This window comes from Kordia periserrulae (assembly GCF_003054265.1).
Lineage (GTDB): Bacteria > Bacteroidota > Bacteroidia > Flavobacteriales > Flavobacteriaceae > Kordia > Kordia periserrulae.
On the sequence record NZ_QBKT01000014.1, the window covers coordinates 25,304 to 42,422 of the forward strand.

Below are 17,119 nucleotides of genomic sequence, written 5' to 3' on the forward strand. Positions count from 1 at the left end.
ATGTAACTCTGTTTTGAGAAGCCTGAAAAGATGCACTCAAAGTTGTAGGTTGAAAACTAGTTTTTAATTTTCTTTGTCATTGAAGTAGTCTTTAATCCAATCACTAAAAAAATTATAATTACGTTCTGTATATAGTACCAACTCTTCATTATTTAACCCTATAATAATATCATAGAAATCATACATACAAAAGTTATTAATTTTATTTATTCCTTGTAGTATAATATTATACTTTTGTCTGCTATCCTTTTTTTCCTTCTTTTCTTTTATTTTCTCTGAAAAATATTGCTTGGTGATGTTTAAAAGTAAGCCATAAACAGGAATCTCCTGCTGAATTGACATTATTTTTATAGAATCAATAATTTCTTTTTTATCATCTTTTACAATATATATATTGAATTCACTATAATCTTTGGGATTTTCATCTATAATCTTAATTATTACGCGCTCATTAATTTCTTTTTTTAAATTTTGTTCACGGAAAAAGAAATTTTTAAAAGATAAGAAATTTACTTCACTGGAAAAATCAATAAATCCTAATCTTAAATAATCTTCAAAATTAAGTTCAGGTATATGTTTATCACTAACATTTATATTAAATGTTGTTAGCAAAAATTTTTCTTCATTAGATAGATTATTAAAAAGTGTTTTAAAATAAAAGTCTCGGTTATCCTTTTTTATTTTATTAGAAATAAATTCAATTATACCAGAAACTTCATTGTATAATAATTCTATGTATCTATACTTTTTAATTAAAGAAATTGGATTAGTATTAGTTATTTCTGAATCGAAAATATTTCTATTTTTTAAATAGTTTGAATATTCATGTAGATAACTATTCAGAGTATCATAAATCTCTTGAAGAACTTCATAACCAGAAACTGTTTCTATTTTATTATAATTATTATTAAAGAAACTTATTGAACTTCCAATATTTTTATTTTCACCTCTTTTGAAGCTATCAATTAACTTTCTATGATTATCCAGCAAATTAAAAAAAGTAGTGTCCAACTTCTGGTCAAGCATGATTTCTGCTTGTGCTTTAAAGACTTTTCTTGATTCTTCTAATTCTTGTCTATTTAATTCTAACTCTTTTCGATTGAGAGCTAATTCTTTTTGTTGATTCTTAATCTCAATCTTCTGTCCAAGAAAAGCAATATAGATAAAGAAAAGACCTGCTAATGCCCACAAAGAACCTGAAACTCCACCAATAAAATCACCAACTTCGTTAAAATCATCTCGTATTAAAAACCAATAGTAAAGACCAACTATTAAAAAGATAAATCCTGTAAAGACAAAGAACCATCCGAAAAATCGAATTTTCTTAATTGTCTTTTCTGTTTTAGCTATCTCTTCATCAAATTTTTTATCGTTCATAAACACAAAATTAAGTACTAAATATACTACTTAAACCAAAGAAATAAAGTATTTCCTGTAGCTTCTCTAACTATAAAAATTGAAATCATTCAAATTTACTTTCTGCATCTAAAATTCGTACCTTTGCACTTTTGCAAAAAGCTATGACGAATTACGAAGAAAATATTGAAGTACAAGGCGCTAGAGTTCACAACTTAAAGAACATTGATGTTACGATTCCCAGAGAGAAACTGGTCGTAATTACAGGACTTTCAGGAAGTGGAAAATCATCGCTCGCTTTTGATACGATTTATGCCGAAGGACAACGCCGCTATATTGAAACGTTTTCCGCGTATGCGCGACAGTTTTTAGGCGGATTGGAACGTCCAGACGTGGATAAAATCGACGGTTTATCGCCCGTAATCGCTATTGAGCAAAAAACAACTAGCAAAAGCCCGCGTTCTACCGTCGGAACCATTACGGAAATCTACGACTTTCTTCGTTTGTTATTTGCCAGAGCCGCAGATGCGTACAGTTACAACTCTGGCGAGCAAATGGTCAGTTATAGCGATGAGCAAATCAAAGACTTAATTTTAAACGATTTCAACGGAAAACGCGTTAATATCCTCGCTCCTATCGTACGCTCGCGTAAAGGACATTACCGCGAATTGTTTGAAACCATCGGAAAACAAGGCTTTGTCAAAGTGCGTGTGGATGGTGAAATTTTGGATATTGAAAAAGGAATGCGCGTTGACCGCTATAAAACCCACGATATCGAAATTGTGATTGATCGTTTAAAGATTGATGACAAGGTAGACAATGACAAACGTCTTACGGAAACCATCAAAACAGCGATGTATCACGGTGATGATGTGTTGATGGTGATAGATCAAGATGCGCCTACAGAAGCACGCTATTTTAGTCGTAACTTAATGTGTCCGTCTTCGGGAATTTCCTATCCAAATCCAGAGCCAAACACCTTTTCGTTCAATTCGCCAAAAGGCATGTGTCCCAACTGTAATGGTTTGGGAACGCTTCATGAAGTCAACGAAACGAAAGTCATTCCAGATACCAAAGCAACTATTAAAGGCGGTGGTATTGCACCGTTGGGTGACTATAAAAAGTCGTGGATTTTCAAGCAGTTGGAAATCATTGCGGCACGTTACGATTTCAAACTCAGCGATCCTATCAAAGACATTCCCAAAGAAGCTTTAGACGTCATTCTCAACGGTGGCAACGAAAAATTCTCTGTGGTCAGCAAAACACTAGGCGTCACGCGCGATTACAAAATTGACTTTGAAGGGATTATTAGTTTTATCAAAAATCAATTTCAAGAAAGCGATTCAACTTCTATCAAGCGTTGGGCAAAAAATTACATGGACAAGGTCGATTGCTCCGAATGTGGTGGTTCGCGCTTACGCAAAGAATCGTTGTACTTTAAAGTCAACAATAAAAATATTGCCGAATTGGCACAAATGGACGTGGTGGAATTGTCTGCTTGGTTTGAAGAATTACAAAACAATCTCTCCGAAAAGCAACAAAAAATCGCGTCGGAAATCATCAAAGAAATCTCTACGCGGTTGCGATTTTTATTAGATGTGGGTTTAAATTATCTCTCTCTCAACAGAAGTTCCAAATCACTTTCGGGCGGCGAAGCACAACGCATTCGTTTGGCAACGCAAATTGGCTCGCAATTGGTCGGTGTCTTATATATTTTGGATGAACCAAGCATCGGATTGCACCAACGCGACAACGAAAAACTCATCAATTCTCTAGAATCATTGCGCGACATTGGAAACTCTGTCATTGTGGTAGAACACGACAAAGACATGATAGAACGCGCCGATCACGTGATTGACATTGGTCCAAAAGCGGGGCGACATGGAGGCGAAATCATCTCAGAAGGTTCGCCGAAAGAATTATTAAAACACAATACCTTAACAGCGGAATATTTGAATGGAAAAAAGGAAATTCCTGTTCCAAAAAAACGCAGAAAAGGAAATGGAAATACCTTAATCTTAAAAGAAGCCACAGGTAACAACCTAAAAAATGTGTCAGTCGAATTTCCACTCGGAAAAATGATTGGCGTTACAGGCGTTTCGGGAAGTGGAAAATCGACCTTAATCAACGAAACGCTCTACCCTATTTTGAATGCGCACTTTTTCAATGCTGTAAAAGAACCAATGCCCTACAAAAGCATCAAAGGTTTAGAACATATTGACAAAGTAATTGACATCAATCAGTCACCTATTGGGCGTACACCGCGTTCCAATCCTGCTACCTATACAGGCGTTTTTAGCGAAATTCGAAGTCTGTATGCCAAAACTCCCGAAGCGGCGATTCGTGGCTACAAACCTGGTCGTTTTAGCTTTAACGTAAAAGGTGGCCGTTGTGAAACCTGTCAAGGAGGCGGATTGCGTGTGATAGAAATGAATTTTTTACCAGATGTATATGTCGATTGCGAAACCTGTCAAGGAAAACGCTTTAACCGTGAAACATTAGAAATTCGCTACAAAGGGAAATCTATTGCTGATGTGTTGGAAATGACCATGAACGAAGCCGTAGCATTCTTTGAACACATTCCTAAAATTCACCGTAAGCTTAAAACCATCAAAGATGTTGGGTTGGGCTATATTACGCTCGGACAGCAAAGCACCACACTTTCTGGCGGAGAAGCACAACGTATCAAACTAGCTACCGAACTCTCTAAAAAAGACACTGGAAATACGTTTTACATCTTAGACGAACCTACCACGGGACTGCATTTTGAAGACATTCGCGTGTTGATGGAAGTTTTGAACAAATTGGTCAACAAAGGAAACACCATTGTGGTTATTGAGCACAATATGGACGTTATTAAAATGGTCGATTATATTATTGACATTGGCTACGAAGGCGGAAAAGGTGGCGGAAAAGTCATTACCACAGGAACTCCGGAAGAAGTGGCGAAACACAAAAAAAGTCACACTGCACGCTTCTTAAAGAAGGAATTGAAATAAATCTATAGTCAATTACTCAGAGGCACGCCCACAAAGCATTCAGTAGAAACTATTCAAACATTTCGGCACAAGTGTCGGAGCATTATAAATCTCGATTATCAAATAAAAAAAGAGTGTCCCCGCCAAGAAACACTCTTTTCACACTTTGAATTAATAATAAACTACGTAAACTAAACGCTAAACCTGTTTCGATCCCCTAAATCGATAACACTACAAATAACGCATGAATACTAGAGTTTTCAGCAAACAAACTATGTGAAACGGAAAAACAAGCCCTGAACGTTCCGTATATTATGTTGAAGATTTGTACTAAGATTAAATTTAAAAACAACTCCGTGCTGTCACTATTACTTTTTCGTCAATTTTGATAAGAACAAACACGTATATACATCTTTTATTGGGGAAAGCTTCCTGCTGACGTGCAACAACAAATTCCCCACGTTGGAAAGCTTCTCGCAGGTCTGCGAGACGTTTTCCAACGCAAACAAAAGTGTGTTGCAGCACTGCGAGGCGCTTTTGTAACTTCCCGAAAGCTTGCTGCACGGCTGCGAGAACGTTTCGGGAACTCCCGAAAGCCTGTTGCATTGCTGCGAGAAGCTTTCGGGAGTGATTTTATTGCGAATTATGCAATGAAATCATGAAAAATGATGTTTTTATTAAAAGATTCGTAAAATGATTGTTTTTTAGTTTTTATAAATCTTTCTTGTTATTGGTTGAAATGGTGAGTAGTTCTCTCCAAATTACGGAAAACCGCATTGTGTATGTGTGGGTTTTGTTTTACATTTATGGACAATAGCGGGAAGTTGTTGTAAAATTAGTTCCTGTTAGTTACCAAATTTGGTATGTAAACAGGAATTCCTGTTATGCATACGTTAGCTGCAAGGTTGAACGAACACCTAGAAAACAAAGAAAAATTTGAAATACGAAAATAGACTTATAGCATTTATAGATATTCTTGGGTTTAAAGAAATTGTTCGTTCATCTGAAAAAGATGATTCAAAAATTGAATTTCTGTACTCTGTATTAGACTATCTAAAAAGTTGGGAAACATCTGAAAGTTGGAGTTCACAGTTAGTGGAAATAGAGGAAGATGCACAAAAAAAAGGAGTTGAAAACTTTGACATTAGAGACAAAACAAATAGCACATCATTTTCGGACAGTATTGTAGTATCTGTAAAAGTTGAAAATAATGTCAATGAAATGGCTTCTACATTAATAGTCAACCTTGCTTATATCGGAGCAATTCTTTTTGAAAAAGGAATTTTATTTAGAGGTGGACTTACAATTGGAAATCTAATTCATAACGAAAACGGAACCGTTTTTGGGCAAGGTTTGATAGATGCATACCAACTTGAAAGTAATAATGCAAAGTTTCCAAGAATTGTGTTATCAGATAAACTTTTAAAACAACTAAACTACCCGCTTGAAACCAAAAGAAATAGATATCCTTATCACCAATATCTTGAAAGATTCAATGATGGTTGTGTTGGATTTCATCAAATGATTTATTTTCAAGTTATTGAGAGTTGGATCGAAATGACCGATGAAAAAATAAAAATAAGTTTAGGGAAAATTAGAAAAGTTATAGTAAACGGACTTGATACGAGTTTTGAAAATCCGAGCGTGTTTGAGAAGTTTAAATGGCTTAAAGAACAATATAACAAACTCATAATTCTTAATGATTTTGACTTCGAGACAAAAACACACGAGAATATAAAATTGAAAATTAGAGAATTAAACGAAGGAATTCACGGTCATAACGTTCATTATAAATATACTGATGACTTTTATGACTCAACGAAAAAATAAAACCCAGCAGCTAACACCGGTAACCGTTGCACAACCCAATAATCCCACAAAAAACAAGGCATTCTTAGCACTTTTAAGAGTGCCTTTCTTTTGAACCTCCCTATTGAACTCTAAAATTTGCACCGCTTACAATCCAGCTACAGCTGTTATATAGTGACTTTATTTTGAAAATGATTAAACCAAACGATTTAGCGCCACTTTTTGTCGTTGTTGAAATGAATTTTAGATATTTTTTAAAGTTGTAAACAATGACTAAATTCAATCACTTAACTGAAAATTGTTGAATAATTTTTCTTGATAGATTTTCTTGCCTTGCATATCCTAAGATACGCAATTATTCAATATCTTACACTTGTGCAACAGGCACACGGTGTATAATTAATAAGATTGAATTTCCTCAGCGGAAATTCAATCTTATTAATTATCTTTCCGAAACAATGGAAAAGGACTTCCCTCCTTTTCCTGCAAAAAATCATACACAAATACGTTGTTCGTCAGCTGAATGAAAATACGTTATAAACATAAAGAAAAAGCAAAAAATGCCAAATTAGAGCAAGAAAATTATCAAGTTCTTGGATATGGAGATTTTAGTACTGAGTCGAATATATTTCTTATTGCAAATGACGAATTGAAAATTTTGAATTTTGACCAAACTTCTGTCGAAATAATTGATGATGATTTATCTGAATACGTAAGAAGAGATGATTTGAATTATGGTAAAAGGTTCTATTTAAACTCTAAATTAAATCAAGTTAGAAATGATTTAATTAAGTATTCTGATTTAACATTTTCATCAATTTGGAATTTTAGTAGAAACTATAAATTTTTTAAGGAAAGTAATTATGAGATATCCGACTTTTATAAAGATTATGTTTTGAATGAGGAATATAAACTAAATCTAATTGAAGGGTTTCTGATTTTTGCGAACGATTATATTGATAGAAAATTTGGAGTAGACCATTACAGAGAAGCCTTTAATTTTTACAAAACTGAATCTTTGGAATTATTAGTTCAAAAAAAAACAGATGACATTCAGTTTTTTGAAAGTAAAAGTTATTCAAATACACTAATGAACTTTATTAGTGAGACTTTGTGGGACGAAAATCAGAATGAGGAAAAATCTAAAAGCCATAGACTTCATTTTTTTTGGCTAATTGACTCTCTATTTTTAGAAGAAATAACAAGTATTCAACGTTTAAAAACTTTTTATGATGATTGTCTTATTATAGAATATAACAAGAATTATTATGTTCTTAATAAATATTGGTGGGGATAATAAAAGCCGAACGCACAACACGGTATATAAGCAATAGCGAGACAGTGCAAAAACCAATCGAAATGACTTTTAATAAATTTTGTACATTAGCCTAACGGCAGTAGTTTTAAGTACTACTGCATATATACTTTATCGTTGGGGCACATGTGAAAAGAAAACACAAAAGAACTATCATCTAAATGAATCAATTTTTGAATCAATGGGGAGAAGCAGCGTATACTAGTCTAGGATTTTTCTGGATGGCAATGTGGGCTTTTGTTTTGGGATATATTGTCAGTTCATTGATACAGGTTTTCATTACTGAAAAACGAATGCAAAAAGTAATGGGAAATAAAGATGGGAAAAGTGTTCTGCTGGGTACTTTCTTTGGATTAATAAGTAGTTCTTGTAGTTTTTCTGCTTTAGCAACTTCAAAATCTTTGTTCCAAAAAGGGGCTAGCTTTGTTTCATCAATCGCCTTTTTACTAGCTTCGACCAATCTTGTAATTGAGCTCGGTATCATAATTTCCATTTTCTTAGGTTGGCAGTTTGTCGTTGGAGAATACGTTGGCGGAATATTACTCATTCTATTTAGTTGGTTTCTTATCCTAATTATCAAACCTAAAAAACTTATTAAAAATGCACGGCATAACCTGAATTCATCTAATCAGAAAGAGCAGCTTGACCAAAAAACTTTTACTGAAAAAATAAAATCTGAGGAAAAATGGGCTAAGGTTGGGAAACAGTATGCAATGGAGTGGAAAATGGTTTGGAAAGATGTAACCGTAGGATTCACGATAGCAGGAATTGTTGCTGCTTTTGTACCAGACTCATTCTTTCAAACACTTTTCATCAATACTAGCAACGGGCAGCAGTCATTCGATTTTTTTACTTTACTTGAACACGTTATTGTTGGGCCGGTAGCAGCATTCCTAACATTTATTGGTTCAATGGGCAATATCCCACTTGCTGCTTTGCTTTTTGGAAAAGGAGTAAGCTTTGCAGGAGTAATGGCTTTCATATTTAGTGACCTTGTAGTATTTCCCGTTTTACGTATCAATGCAAAGTACTATGGTTGGAGAATGTCTTTTTTTATATTGTTCTTGTTGTTTACATCACTTGTGGTTACTTCGTTACTATTGCATTATGGGTTCAATTTGCTAGACCTCATACCTGAATCTAATGTAACAAGCATAACAGAAAAAGAACATTTTAAAATAGATTATACTTTCTATTTAAATCTCGGTTTCCTGGCTTTGTCGGGAGTTCTAATCTATTTCGGATTTTATAAAGGAAAAGATGTAATGCACTATAAAGAAATGGCACCCAAAAGCCCATTGCTTGAAAAAGTATTGAAATGGTTTGCAATCGTAAGCTATGTATGGTTGATAATTGGAATAGCTTTAAAATATCTGATTTAGAAAGGTTTAAACAAATAAAACACAATGCCCCAACATTGGTAACCATTACACAACCCAATAATTCAAAAAAACAAGGAATTCTTAGCGCTTTTAAGAGTGCCTTTCTTTTGAGCTTCCCTATTGAACTCTAAAATTTGCACCGCTTACAATCCAGCTACAGCTGTTATATAGTGACTTTATTTTGAAAATGATTAAACCAAACGATTTAGCGCCACTTTTTGCCGTTGATGAAATGAATTTTAGGTATTTTTTAAAGTTGTAAATAATGACTAAATTCAATCACTTAATTGAAAATTGTTGAATAATTTTTCTTGATAGATTTTCTTGCCTTGCATACAATAAGATACGCAATTATTCAATATCTTAGACTTGTGCAACAGGCACATTGTATATAAAAAATAGGCGAAACAATAGTAAAACCAATGTTTTTGACTTGTATCCAACTTTGTACTTAACCGAAAGTTTAGTACTTCGAAATCGCCTACTTTTCATATACTAAACGTTACCATTAATTTAATCCGCAACCTAAAATATTCTAATGAATACATTTTTAATAATTATCGGAATCTTAATTCTTTTCTATATTCTTCATAGAATATTGATGAATTGGCAAATAAACAAATCAATTGATTATTTCATTGAAAATGCTGAAACAGTTACGAAAACACCTGAAATGATTGAGAAAGAAGAGATTTTAAAAAACCGTATAGAGGACTTAAAGAAAAAGAATTACCATAATGAATTAGATTTACTTTATGATCTTTCCTCTGTGTACATATTAGAAATGCTTAAAGATGAATCTGGTTGGACATTGAATAAAAATGATTTCAGAATTAAAAGAGTAAATGAAACGGAATTAAAAACCCGATTAAAAATTTCACATTTTTCAGGTAATGAGAGGGTTTATCAAATTAATTATACTCAAGGATTACAAAAATTTACAGATATTAATAACTATAAAGTTGGAATGAAAATGTTAGATATTTTCTGTCAAGAATTAGATACGTTTTATAAGTAAAAAAAACTAATGGTAACAATGGTAACCGTTGCACAACCCAATAATTCTACAAAAAACAAGGCATTCTTAGCACTTTTAAGAGTGCCTTTCTTTTGAGCTTTCCTATTGAACTCTAAAATTTGCACCGCTTACAACCCAGTTATAGTGACCAAATAGTGACTTTATCAAAGCAAGCGATTTAGCGCTCCTTTTTTGCCCTTTTGGAGATGAGTTTCAAGTACTTTATCCAAAATTACTATCTTTAACCTAGTAACTGACGGTTATGCAAAACCTTTAGTAGATAGTAAAACCCCTAAAATAATCCCAATATGGAAAAATGCTTTTTTAGTACTATTGCAATTATTTTGTTCTCACTAAACGTAAATGCACAAAATTGTCCTTTTGATAATACCTTTTATAGAGATTTGACGCCTCCATCCTCAGGTGCAACCGTTAGTGACCCTTGTGTTTTTGGTGGTGATCTCATCACTGTGAATGTTACACTAGGTGAAACGTATGACTTTTCAACATGTTCAACAAATACACTTGATTTAACCATGACGCTATATAATACCGCAGGAACAGACATTCTAGCAACGGATGATGATGGTTGTGGTCCATTTGCTGGTCCAGCAACCATTAGCTGGACGGCAACCTATACAGGAACTGTCAATCTCTTAGTAGATGAATTTCCTTGTAATAGTGGCACCAATTGTATCACTTTGGACGTCACTTGGCAAGAGACATTAGGAACTAGTGATGATTTCGTTTTTGATCAAGTATCTATCTATCCGAATCCAACTTCCGAAGTAGTATACATTAATTTAAGAGATCTAAAAGATGCTGTAACCTTACAAATATTCGATATAAATGGTCGTGTACTACACACGAAACGCATCCTTCAAAGCAAGGTAGTTCAATTCAAATTAAATGCTCCTACAGGTTTGTATTTTATTGAATTACGTTCAGAAGATCGAAAGAGTATCTACAAATTGATTAAAAACTAATGTTTGCCAACAACAGTAATCGTTGCACAAATTCCCAATTTCGTAAAATAGCTGGCTTTCAGTTTTATGAACTTTTCTTTTTGTCATTGACTTCCTAGAATCTTTGATTTCCTACGCATGTGATGAGTTTATCGAAGTATGTGCTGAGCTTGTCGAAGTATGTACTGAGTTTATCAAAGCATACGGTAAACCACATTGTATATGTGTGGGTTTTGTTTTACATTTATAAAAAATAACAGGAAGTTATTGTAAAATTAGTTCCTGTTAGTTACTAGATTTGGTATGTAAACAGGAATTCTTGTTATACGTACGTTGTGTGTAATTATAACTGACAAATGAAAATTGACGGAAAGACAAAAATTTATGGTATTCTTGGCGACCCTATTAAGCAAGTTGCTACACCGGAATTGATGAATTCTATTTTCAAAAAAAATGGCGAAAACAAAGTTCTAATACCATTTCACGTCAATCAGGTTTCTCTGGAGTTGACAATCCAAGGATTAAAGAAGATTCAAAATTTCAAAGGTGCTGTTATTACAATGCCACATAAAGTAGAAATCCTAAAGTATCTTGATGAAACATCAGATGAAGTGAAAATGATTGGAGCTTGCAACGTTATCAAAAGAACTCCTGAAGGAATAATCAAAGGTGAATTACTGGATGGCAAAGGATTTATTCAAGGGTTAAAAAGTAATAACCATTTTGTTGAGTCTAAAAGAGTCTTTCTTTTAGGTTGTGGTGGAGCTGCATCTGCAATAGCATTTGCTTTATGCGAGAATAAAATTCAGAAGTTATCAATCTTTAATCGAACGAAATCAAAAGCTATGAAACTGATTGATAAACTGACAAAGGCATATCCAAATATCGACATATCATATAGTGATAATGTTTCGAATGATTTAAATATTCTAATTAATGGAACTTCTGTAGGAATGAAAGAAAGTGACAAACCTCTTTTGTCTTTATCAAATTTGAATAGTAATACATTAGTTGCAGATATTATTATTAGTCCTGAAATGACTTGTACTTTGAAACAGGCAACTCAAAAAGGGTGTCAAATTCATAAAGGAATTGCAATGCTAGAAGGACAGATTAAGTTAATGAATGAATTTATGAATTGAAATTAACTACACACAACACGGTATATAAAAGATATCGGCTTAAGTAATAGAACGAAAGATAAAATATAGAACAAAGGTTAGTGCTTAACCAAAAAGTTAGTGCGTAAAAATCCGCTACTTTTCATATACTAACCGTTGGCAACCATTGAAAAAACTGAATGGAACTAAAAGAAATAACTAAATCTGATTTTAAAATTTCTGATTATCGAAATAAAACAACTGTTTTTGAGTTTGACAATTCAAAATACAAACTAATTCTTGGAAACCTTCAAGAAATTAGAATGTCGGTTTATCTGTATTTTGATGTAAAGTTCTTTAAGAATGACAAATTGATTTTATCGGGTGAAATGCAAGAGCCTAATGGATATTACGAACTTTATTCGCCAAACAAAAAATTCGTTTACATTCCATTAAAAGGTGGACAAGAGATAATCAATTTAGACTCAAATCAAAAATTAATAAGTTCTGTCGATTGGTTTAATGGCAACATATTTAACCATGCTTCCACAAAAATGATAATCAATGGAGCAAATGAATTTAAAGTTATTGATTTACAACAGATGAAAGAAATATTTCATCATAAGGAAGAAAAGGAATATTTAAATGATGCGTTTTTCGTAGAAGATAATTTGATTTGGAGATTTACACCAAATGGAGACATTGCCGAATTGAATTTAGAATCTAAAGAACAAAAAATTGCGGATATCGAATTGCCTTTTTCAATGTTCGGAATTGACTTGGCAAAATATAAACCTCTTATTGACAAGAAAACACATTGTTTAGGTTTGCCTAAAGGCGGAATGGCATATTCAGGAAATCTAAATCATTGGAACTATCTAAATTCAAAGAAAAAAATAGTTTTTGAGACTTTAGTACCAACATCTGACATAAAATACAGTAAAGGCTATGAAAGAGACTATTGTAATGTTGAGTATAAGTATGTCGAATTAATAAAACGGTTGCCAACAACCTATAAAAATAAGGGCGGAATAACTGCCCAAACAAAAGATAATAACAATAATAAACTTTGGTCTAAACTGAAAAGATTATGGTCTTAAAACCACCACTATTCCTATACTAGACAGTTGTGTGTCATTTGAGAAATGAAATCGGAAAAGAAAATTAAAATATTAGACTCGTGGAATATTTCTGGATTCGGAATAATAGCCGAAGTGGAAAATGTTCAAGATGGAATTCCAAAAGGAACGATTTTAAAATCTCAAGAATCTGAACTGACTTGGATTGTGAAAAGTCGAATTGTGGAAACTTTGGCAATTGATGAGTTGACCAGATTTCCAAACGAAACTGAAACACCAATTCATCTGAATTTAAAAAATGTCTCGAGTATGGAAAAAACTAAAGAAAGAATTGTGGAAAAAAATCTAAATCGGATTTTCCAATATCATCTTGAACCAAATAAACATAACGAAAAACCGAAAAGTGGAGAAAAACTATTAGTTGAATAAAAAAACAAGGCATTCTCAGTCCTTTTAAGGAAGCCTTTCTATGAAACCCTAAAATTTGCAACGCTTACAATCCAGCTATAGTTGCCGTATTTTACTCATAATCACAAAACCCACATTGCACAAAACCAATCTTTACACTACATTTATAGAAAACCAATAACCAAACCAACCACCATGACCAAACTTTTCTATAAAATAGTTTCCAAAAACTATCTGCTCATATTGCTCTTTACATGCTGTCTTGTGTCCTGCACAGATGCAAACACAAAAGAAAACACTGCTGTAAACATAGCGCTTTCCTTTCCAACCGAACACTACAAAGAACCTCTAGACGGACGATTGATCCTGCTTATCTCCAAAGATACCGTCACCGAACCACGCTTTCAATTGCGAGACGATTCGAAAACCTGTCAAGGCTTCGGCATGGACGTGACCGACTGGAAACCTAGCGAATCTCTTCAATTTGATGCAGCATCGTTTGGCTATCCTGTCGAAAACTTTGCGGACTTGCCTTCAGGCGAATTTTATGTGCAAGCGGTATTTCACAAATACGAAACCTTCCATCGCGCAGACGGATTGACTGTGAAATTACCCATGGATCGAGGCGAAGGACAACAATGGAATCGCGCACCTGGCAACCTCTACTCGATGCCGCAAAAAATAACCATTAAAGACGGAGCATTTCCATCTCTGACTGTAAAACTCGATCAAAAGATTCCACCGATTGAACCACCAAAAGACACTAAATATGTAAAACATATCAAAATCAAAAGTAAATTGTTGAGCGATTTTTGGGGACGCGATATGTATGTCGGCGCGCATGTACTCTTGCCAGAAGGCTGGGACACGCATCCTGATGTAAAATATCCACTCGCGATTATGCACGGACATTTTCCTAAAGATTTTGACGGATTCCGAACCACGCCACCCGATCCAAATTTAAAACCAGATTACAGCGAACGTTTTGACGTAGAAGGATATAATATCATGGTGCAGCAAGAAGCCTATGACTTTTATAAAACATGGACAGGTCCTGATTTCCCAAGAGTGATTGCTATCAAAATTCAGCATCCAACACAATATTATGACGATTCGTACGCGGTCAACAGTGAAGCGCAAGGTCCGTATGGCGATGCGTTGACGTACGAACTCATTCCATACATCGAAAAACAATTCAGAGGTATCGGCGAAGGCTGGTCACGCTTTGTCTACGGAGGAAGTACGGGCGGCTGGGAAGCCTTGGCAGTACAAGTAAAATATCCAAAAGAATACGGAATGTGCTTTGCGGCATGTCCCGATCCAATTGATTTTAGAGCCTATTGTTTGGTAAATATTTACGAAGACGAAAACGCCTATTACGAAAAAGGCACATTCCGAAAAACGCTCGTGCCAGGACATCGTGATTACTTAGGAAATGTTGATGCAACGCTCAAAGACATGAACTACCGCGAATTGGTCTTAGGCTCCAAAGGACGTTCGGGACAGCAATGGGACATTTGGGAAGCGACCTTCTCTCCTATTGATAACGAAGGCTATCCGAAACGAATTTGGGATCGCCTTACGGGAGAAATTGATAAAGAAGTGGCAGCGTATTGGAAAGAAAACTACGATTTAGCCTATATCTTAAAAAGAGATTGGGCAAAATACGGACAAGACTGGGTACATAAAATTCATTTGTACTGCGGCGATATGGACAATTATTACCTAAACAATGCGGTATACCTTGCGGAAGATATTCTATCAGAAACCACCGAACCGTATTACGACGGTGAAGTAGACTATGGCGATCGTGCCGAACACTGCTGGAACGGCGACCACGACAATGGAAATCACATCAGTCGTTTGCGCTATCATCGTATGTTCATCAAAAAATATGTAGACAAAGTTGCCAAAGTAGCGCCCAAAGGTGCTGATTTGACAAGCTGGCGTTATTGATTTTTATAAGATTTAATTCGCAGCAACCCATTTGTAATGAACGTAATTACTAAAAAATCAACAGTTAGAGAAATTCTTAAAAAGTGCTTCATACACTATCATCAAGATGGTTTACACAAGTTAATTACAGAAATTCACGACGCTATTTTGTCACACAAAGTTACTTTTCCGAATTTAGAATTTTGTGCTGAGACTGTGTTTGAAACACTTCCTGAAAATCAACACCTTCCTTTTTGTGATGCTATCCATCGCTTAAAAACTGAAGGCGGCAACGTTCTTTTAGGTAAAATTTTGCAAAAAAGATTGCCTTTCGACTATACACAATCTATCGAAAAAGCCACCGAATATATTGCGGATGCCGATATTTGGTATGTATGTGATATTATAGGTGAACGTGTTTATGGGTACGCACTGTTGCATGAACCGCAAAGAACTATTCAAGAAATAAAAAGACTGTCCAAACACAAAACCAATTGGGTTCTCAGAGCGTTAGGCGCTGGAACTCATTATGCTATTAAAAAAGGATTGGAGAAATCGCATGTAAAAAACATGTTTACAATATTGCTTTCATTCGCAAATGCTAAAGATAAGGAAGTGAGACAAGGAATCGGTTGGGCAGCCAAAACTACGGCAAAATTTCATCCAGATATTATTGCATTGTACTCCGCTGACATAAAGCATCCCGAAAACACAGCATATTGGTTTAGAAAAAAGATTGAAATTGGTTTAAACAGAAATGCTTATGCCAAGAAAAATTGAAGTCACATCCGTTCTAAACAAAACTAAAAAAAGAGATAGCTGGTTTTTAGACGATTACACGGTAAATTTATACAGCAGTTGTTCATTTAACTGTTTGTATTGCTACATTAGGGGAAGTAAGTACGGAACAAATTTGGAAGAAAGTTTATCGATTAAATCCAATGCTATTGAAGTGTTGGATAGACAGCTTTTTCGGAGAGCCAAGAAAAATGAATATGGTATTGTTGTGTTATCTTCTGCTACTGATCCGTATTTACAACTAGAAAAAACATACGAACTCACAAGAGAAGCTCTAAAACTCATTGCTAACTATAAGTTTCCTGTTCATATCATTACGAAATCGGATTTAATAGAACGCGATTTTGACTTGCTACATCAAATAGATAAAACGGCTATTCACTCAAATGATTTAAAAGATAGATTGCACAACCGAGGAACCATTATATCCTTTTCGTTTTCAACTTTGGACGATACGGTAGCTAACATCTTTGAAAAAGGAGCTACAAAACCTTCTGTACGACTTAAAACATTGAAAAATACAGTTCGCGAAAACTTTCACACAGGAGTCAGTTTAATGCCGTTATTGCCCTTTATATCAGATACTACAGAGCACTTACATTTATTATTTTCTACATTCAAAAAAAGCAATGTAAAATACATACTTCCTGCAACAATTACCCTTTTCGGAAACGGTAAGGCAGACAGCAAAACGTTGGTTTTAAATGCTATTAGAAAACATTTTCCTGAATTGGAAAATAGGTATTTGAATTATTTTAAAAACGGTTCACAAATGCCTGATTTTTACAAAAAAGCATTCGCTGCTAAAATGAAAGAACTTTGCAACGAATACGAAGTCAGTAATAGGATATAATATGCTACTAGACTTTTTATTGTTAGTAAAGCAACGCTAAAACTCCTTTTAGAATTTTATTAATTTCAAGAACAAGCGCTAGGTTAGTATCCTTGTGGAAATGAAAGGGTAAAATGAGTTGGT

Annotated in this window: 13 protein-coding genes; 12 read left to right on the plus strand and 1 reads right to left on the minus strand. The window is 34.3% G+C overall.

Features of this window, described 5'->3' with window-relative positions:
- Positions 1-63: 63 nt before the first annotated feature.
- A complete protein-coding gene (locus C8N46_RS19600) occupies positions 64-1,377 on the minus strand; it encodes a hypothetical protein (protein ID WP_108116817.1) in 1,314 nt (437 codons plus the stop codon).
- 143 nt (positions 1,378-1,520) lie between these two features.
- Between C8N46_RS19600 and uvrA the strand changes: the two genes are divergently transcribed.
- From uvrA to C8N46_RS19665, 12 genes are all read left to right on the plus strand, one after another.
- Positions 1,521-4,355, plus strand: a complete 2,835-nt coding sequence (uvrA, locus tag C8N46_RS19605; RefSeq protein ID WP_108116818.1) for an excinuclease ABC subunit UvrA — start codon at positions 1,521-1,523, stop codon at positions 4,353-4,355.
- 915 nt (positions 4,356-5,270) lie between these two features.
- Positions 5,271-6,164, plus strand: coding sequence for a hypothetical protein (locus C8N46_RS19615; protein WP_108116820.1), 894 nt, complete (start codon positions 5,271-5,273; stop codon positions 6,162-6,164).
- A 502-nt stretch (positions 6,165-6,666) separates the two neighbouring features.
- A complete protein-coding gene (locus C8N46_RS19620) occupies positions 6,667-7,440 on the plus strand; it encodes a hypothetical protein (protein ID WP_108116821.1) in 774 nt (257 codons plus the stop codon).
- Positions 7,441-7,619: 179 nt separating this feature from the next.
- Positions 7,620-8,840 carry a permease gene (locus C8N46_RS19625; protein ID WP_108116822.1) on the plus strand — a complete coding sequence of 407 codons (1,221 nt, stop codon included), beginning with the start codon at positions 7,620-7,622 and terminating at the stop codon, positions 8,838-8,840.
- A gap of 538 nt (positions 8,841-9,378) precedes the next feature.
- A complete protein-coding gene (locus tag C8N46_RS19630; RefSeq protein ID WP_146169907.1) occupies positions 9,379-9,858 on the plus strand; it encodes a hypothetical protein in 480 nt (159 codons plus the stop codon).
- A 308-nt stretch (positions 9,859-10,166) separates the two neighbouring features.
- Complete coding sequence (locus C8N46_RS19635; protein ID WP_108116824.1) at positions 10,167-10,844, plus strand: T9SS type A sorting domain-containing protein; 678 nt, start codon at positions 10,167-10,169, stop codon at positions 10,842-10,844.
- 335 nt (positions 10,845-11,179) lie between these two features.
- On the plus strand, positions 11,180-11,965 hold the full coding sequence (locus tag C8N46_RS19640) for a shikimate dehydrogenase family protein (protein ID WP_108116825.1): 786 nt from the start codon (positions 11,180-11,182) through the stop codon (positions 11,963-11,965).
- Positions 11,966-12,123: 158 nt separating this feature from the next.
- Positions 12,124-13,023, plus strand: a complete 900-nt coding sequence (locus tag C8N46_RS19645; protein WP_108116826.1) for a hypothetical protein — start codon at positions 12,124-12,126, stop codon at positions 13,021-13,023.
- A 45-nt stretch (positions 13,024-13,068) separates the two neighbouring features.
- On the plus strand, positions 13,069-13,431 hold the full coding sequence (locus C8N46_RS19650) for a hypothetical protein (protein ID WP_108116827.1): 363 nt from the start codon (positions 13,069-13,071) through the stop codon (positions 13,429-13,431).
- Positions 13,432-13,605: 174 nt separating this feature from the next.
- Positions 13,606-15,366, plus strand: a complete 1,761-nt coding sequence (locus tag C8N46_RS19655) for an alpha/beta hydrolase-fold protein (protein WP_108116850.1) — start codon at positions 13,606-13,608, stop codon at positions 15,364-15,366.
- 36 nt (positions 15,367-15,402) lie between these two features.
- A complete protein-coding gene (locus C8N46_RS19660) occupies positions 15,403-16,125 on the plus strand; it encodes a DNA alkylation repair protein (RefSeq protein ID WP_108116828.1) in 723 nt (240 codons plus the stop codon).
- Positions 16,109-16,996, plus strand: a complete 888-nt coding sequence (locus C8N46_RS19665) for an SPL family radical SAM protein (protein WP_108116829.1) — start codon at positions 16,109-16,111, stop codon at positions 16,994-16,996. The genes C8N46_RS19660 and C8N46_RS19665 overlap by 17 nt, the downstream gene beginning before the upstream one ends.
- The last annotated feature ends 123 nt before the right edge of the window (positions 16,997-17,119 follow it).

Coding starts and splice junctions, on each gene's coding strand:
- C8N46_RS19600 (WP_108116817.1), bottom strand. CDS start 1,377: ATGAACGATAAAAAATTTGATGAAGAGATAGCTAAAACAGAAAAGACA.
- uvrA (WP_108116818.1), top strand. CDS start 1,521: ATGACGAATTACGAAGAAAATATTGAAGTACAAGGCGCTAGAGTTCAC.
- C8N46_RS19620 (WP_108116821.1), top strand. CDS start 6,667: ATGAAAATACGTTATAAACATAAAGAAAAAGCAAAAAATGCCAAATTA.
- C8N46_RS19625 (WP_108116822.1), top strand. CDS start 7,620: ATGAATCAATTTTTGAATCAATGGGGAGAAGCAGCGTATACTAGTCTA.
- C8N46_RS19630 (WP_146169907.1), top strand. CDS start 9,379: ATGAATACATTTTTAATAATTATCGGAATCTTAATTCTTTTCTATATT.
- C8N46_RS19635 (WP_108116824.1), top strand. CDS start 10,167: ATGGAAAAATGCTTTTTTAGTACTATTGCAATTATTTTGTTCTCACTA.
- C8N46_RS19640 (WP_108116825.1), top strand. CDS start 11,180: ATGAAAATTGACGGAAAGACAAAAATTTATGGTATTCTTGGCGACCCT.
- C8N46_RS19645 (WP_108116826.1), top strand. CDS start 12,124: ATGGAACTAAAAGAAATAACTAAATCTGATTTTAAAATTTCTGATTAT.
- C8N46_RS19650 (WP_108116827.1), top strand. CDS start 13,069: ATGAAATCGGAAAAGAAAATTAAAATATTAGACTCGTGGAATATTTCT.
- C8N46_RS19655 (WP_108116850.1), top strand. CDS start 13,606: ATGACCAAACTTTTCTATAAAATAGTTTCCAAAAACTATCTGCTCATA.
- C8N46_RS19660 (WP_108116828.1), top strand. CDS start 15,403: ATGAACGTAATTACTAAAAAATCAACAGTTAGAGAAATTCTTAAAAAG.
- C8N46_RS19665 (WP_108116829.1), top strand. CDS start 16,109: ATGCCAAGAAAAATTGAAGTCACATCCGTTCTAAACAAAACTAAAAAA.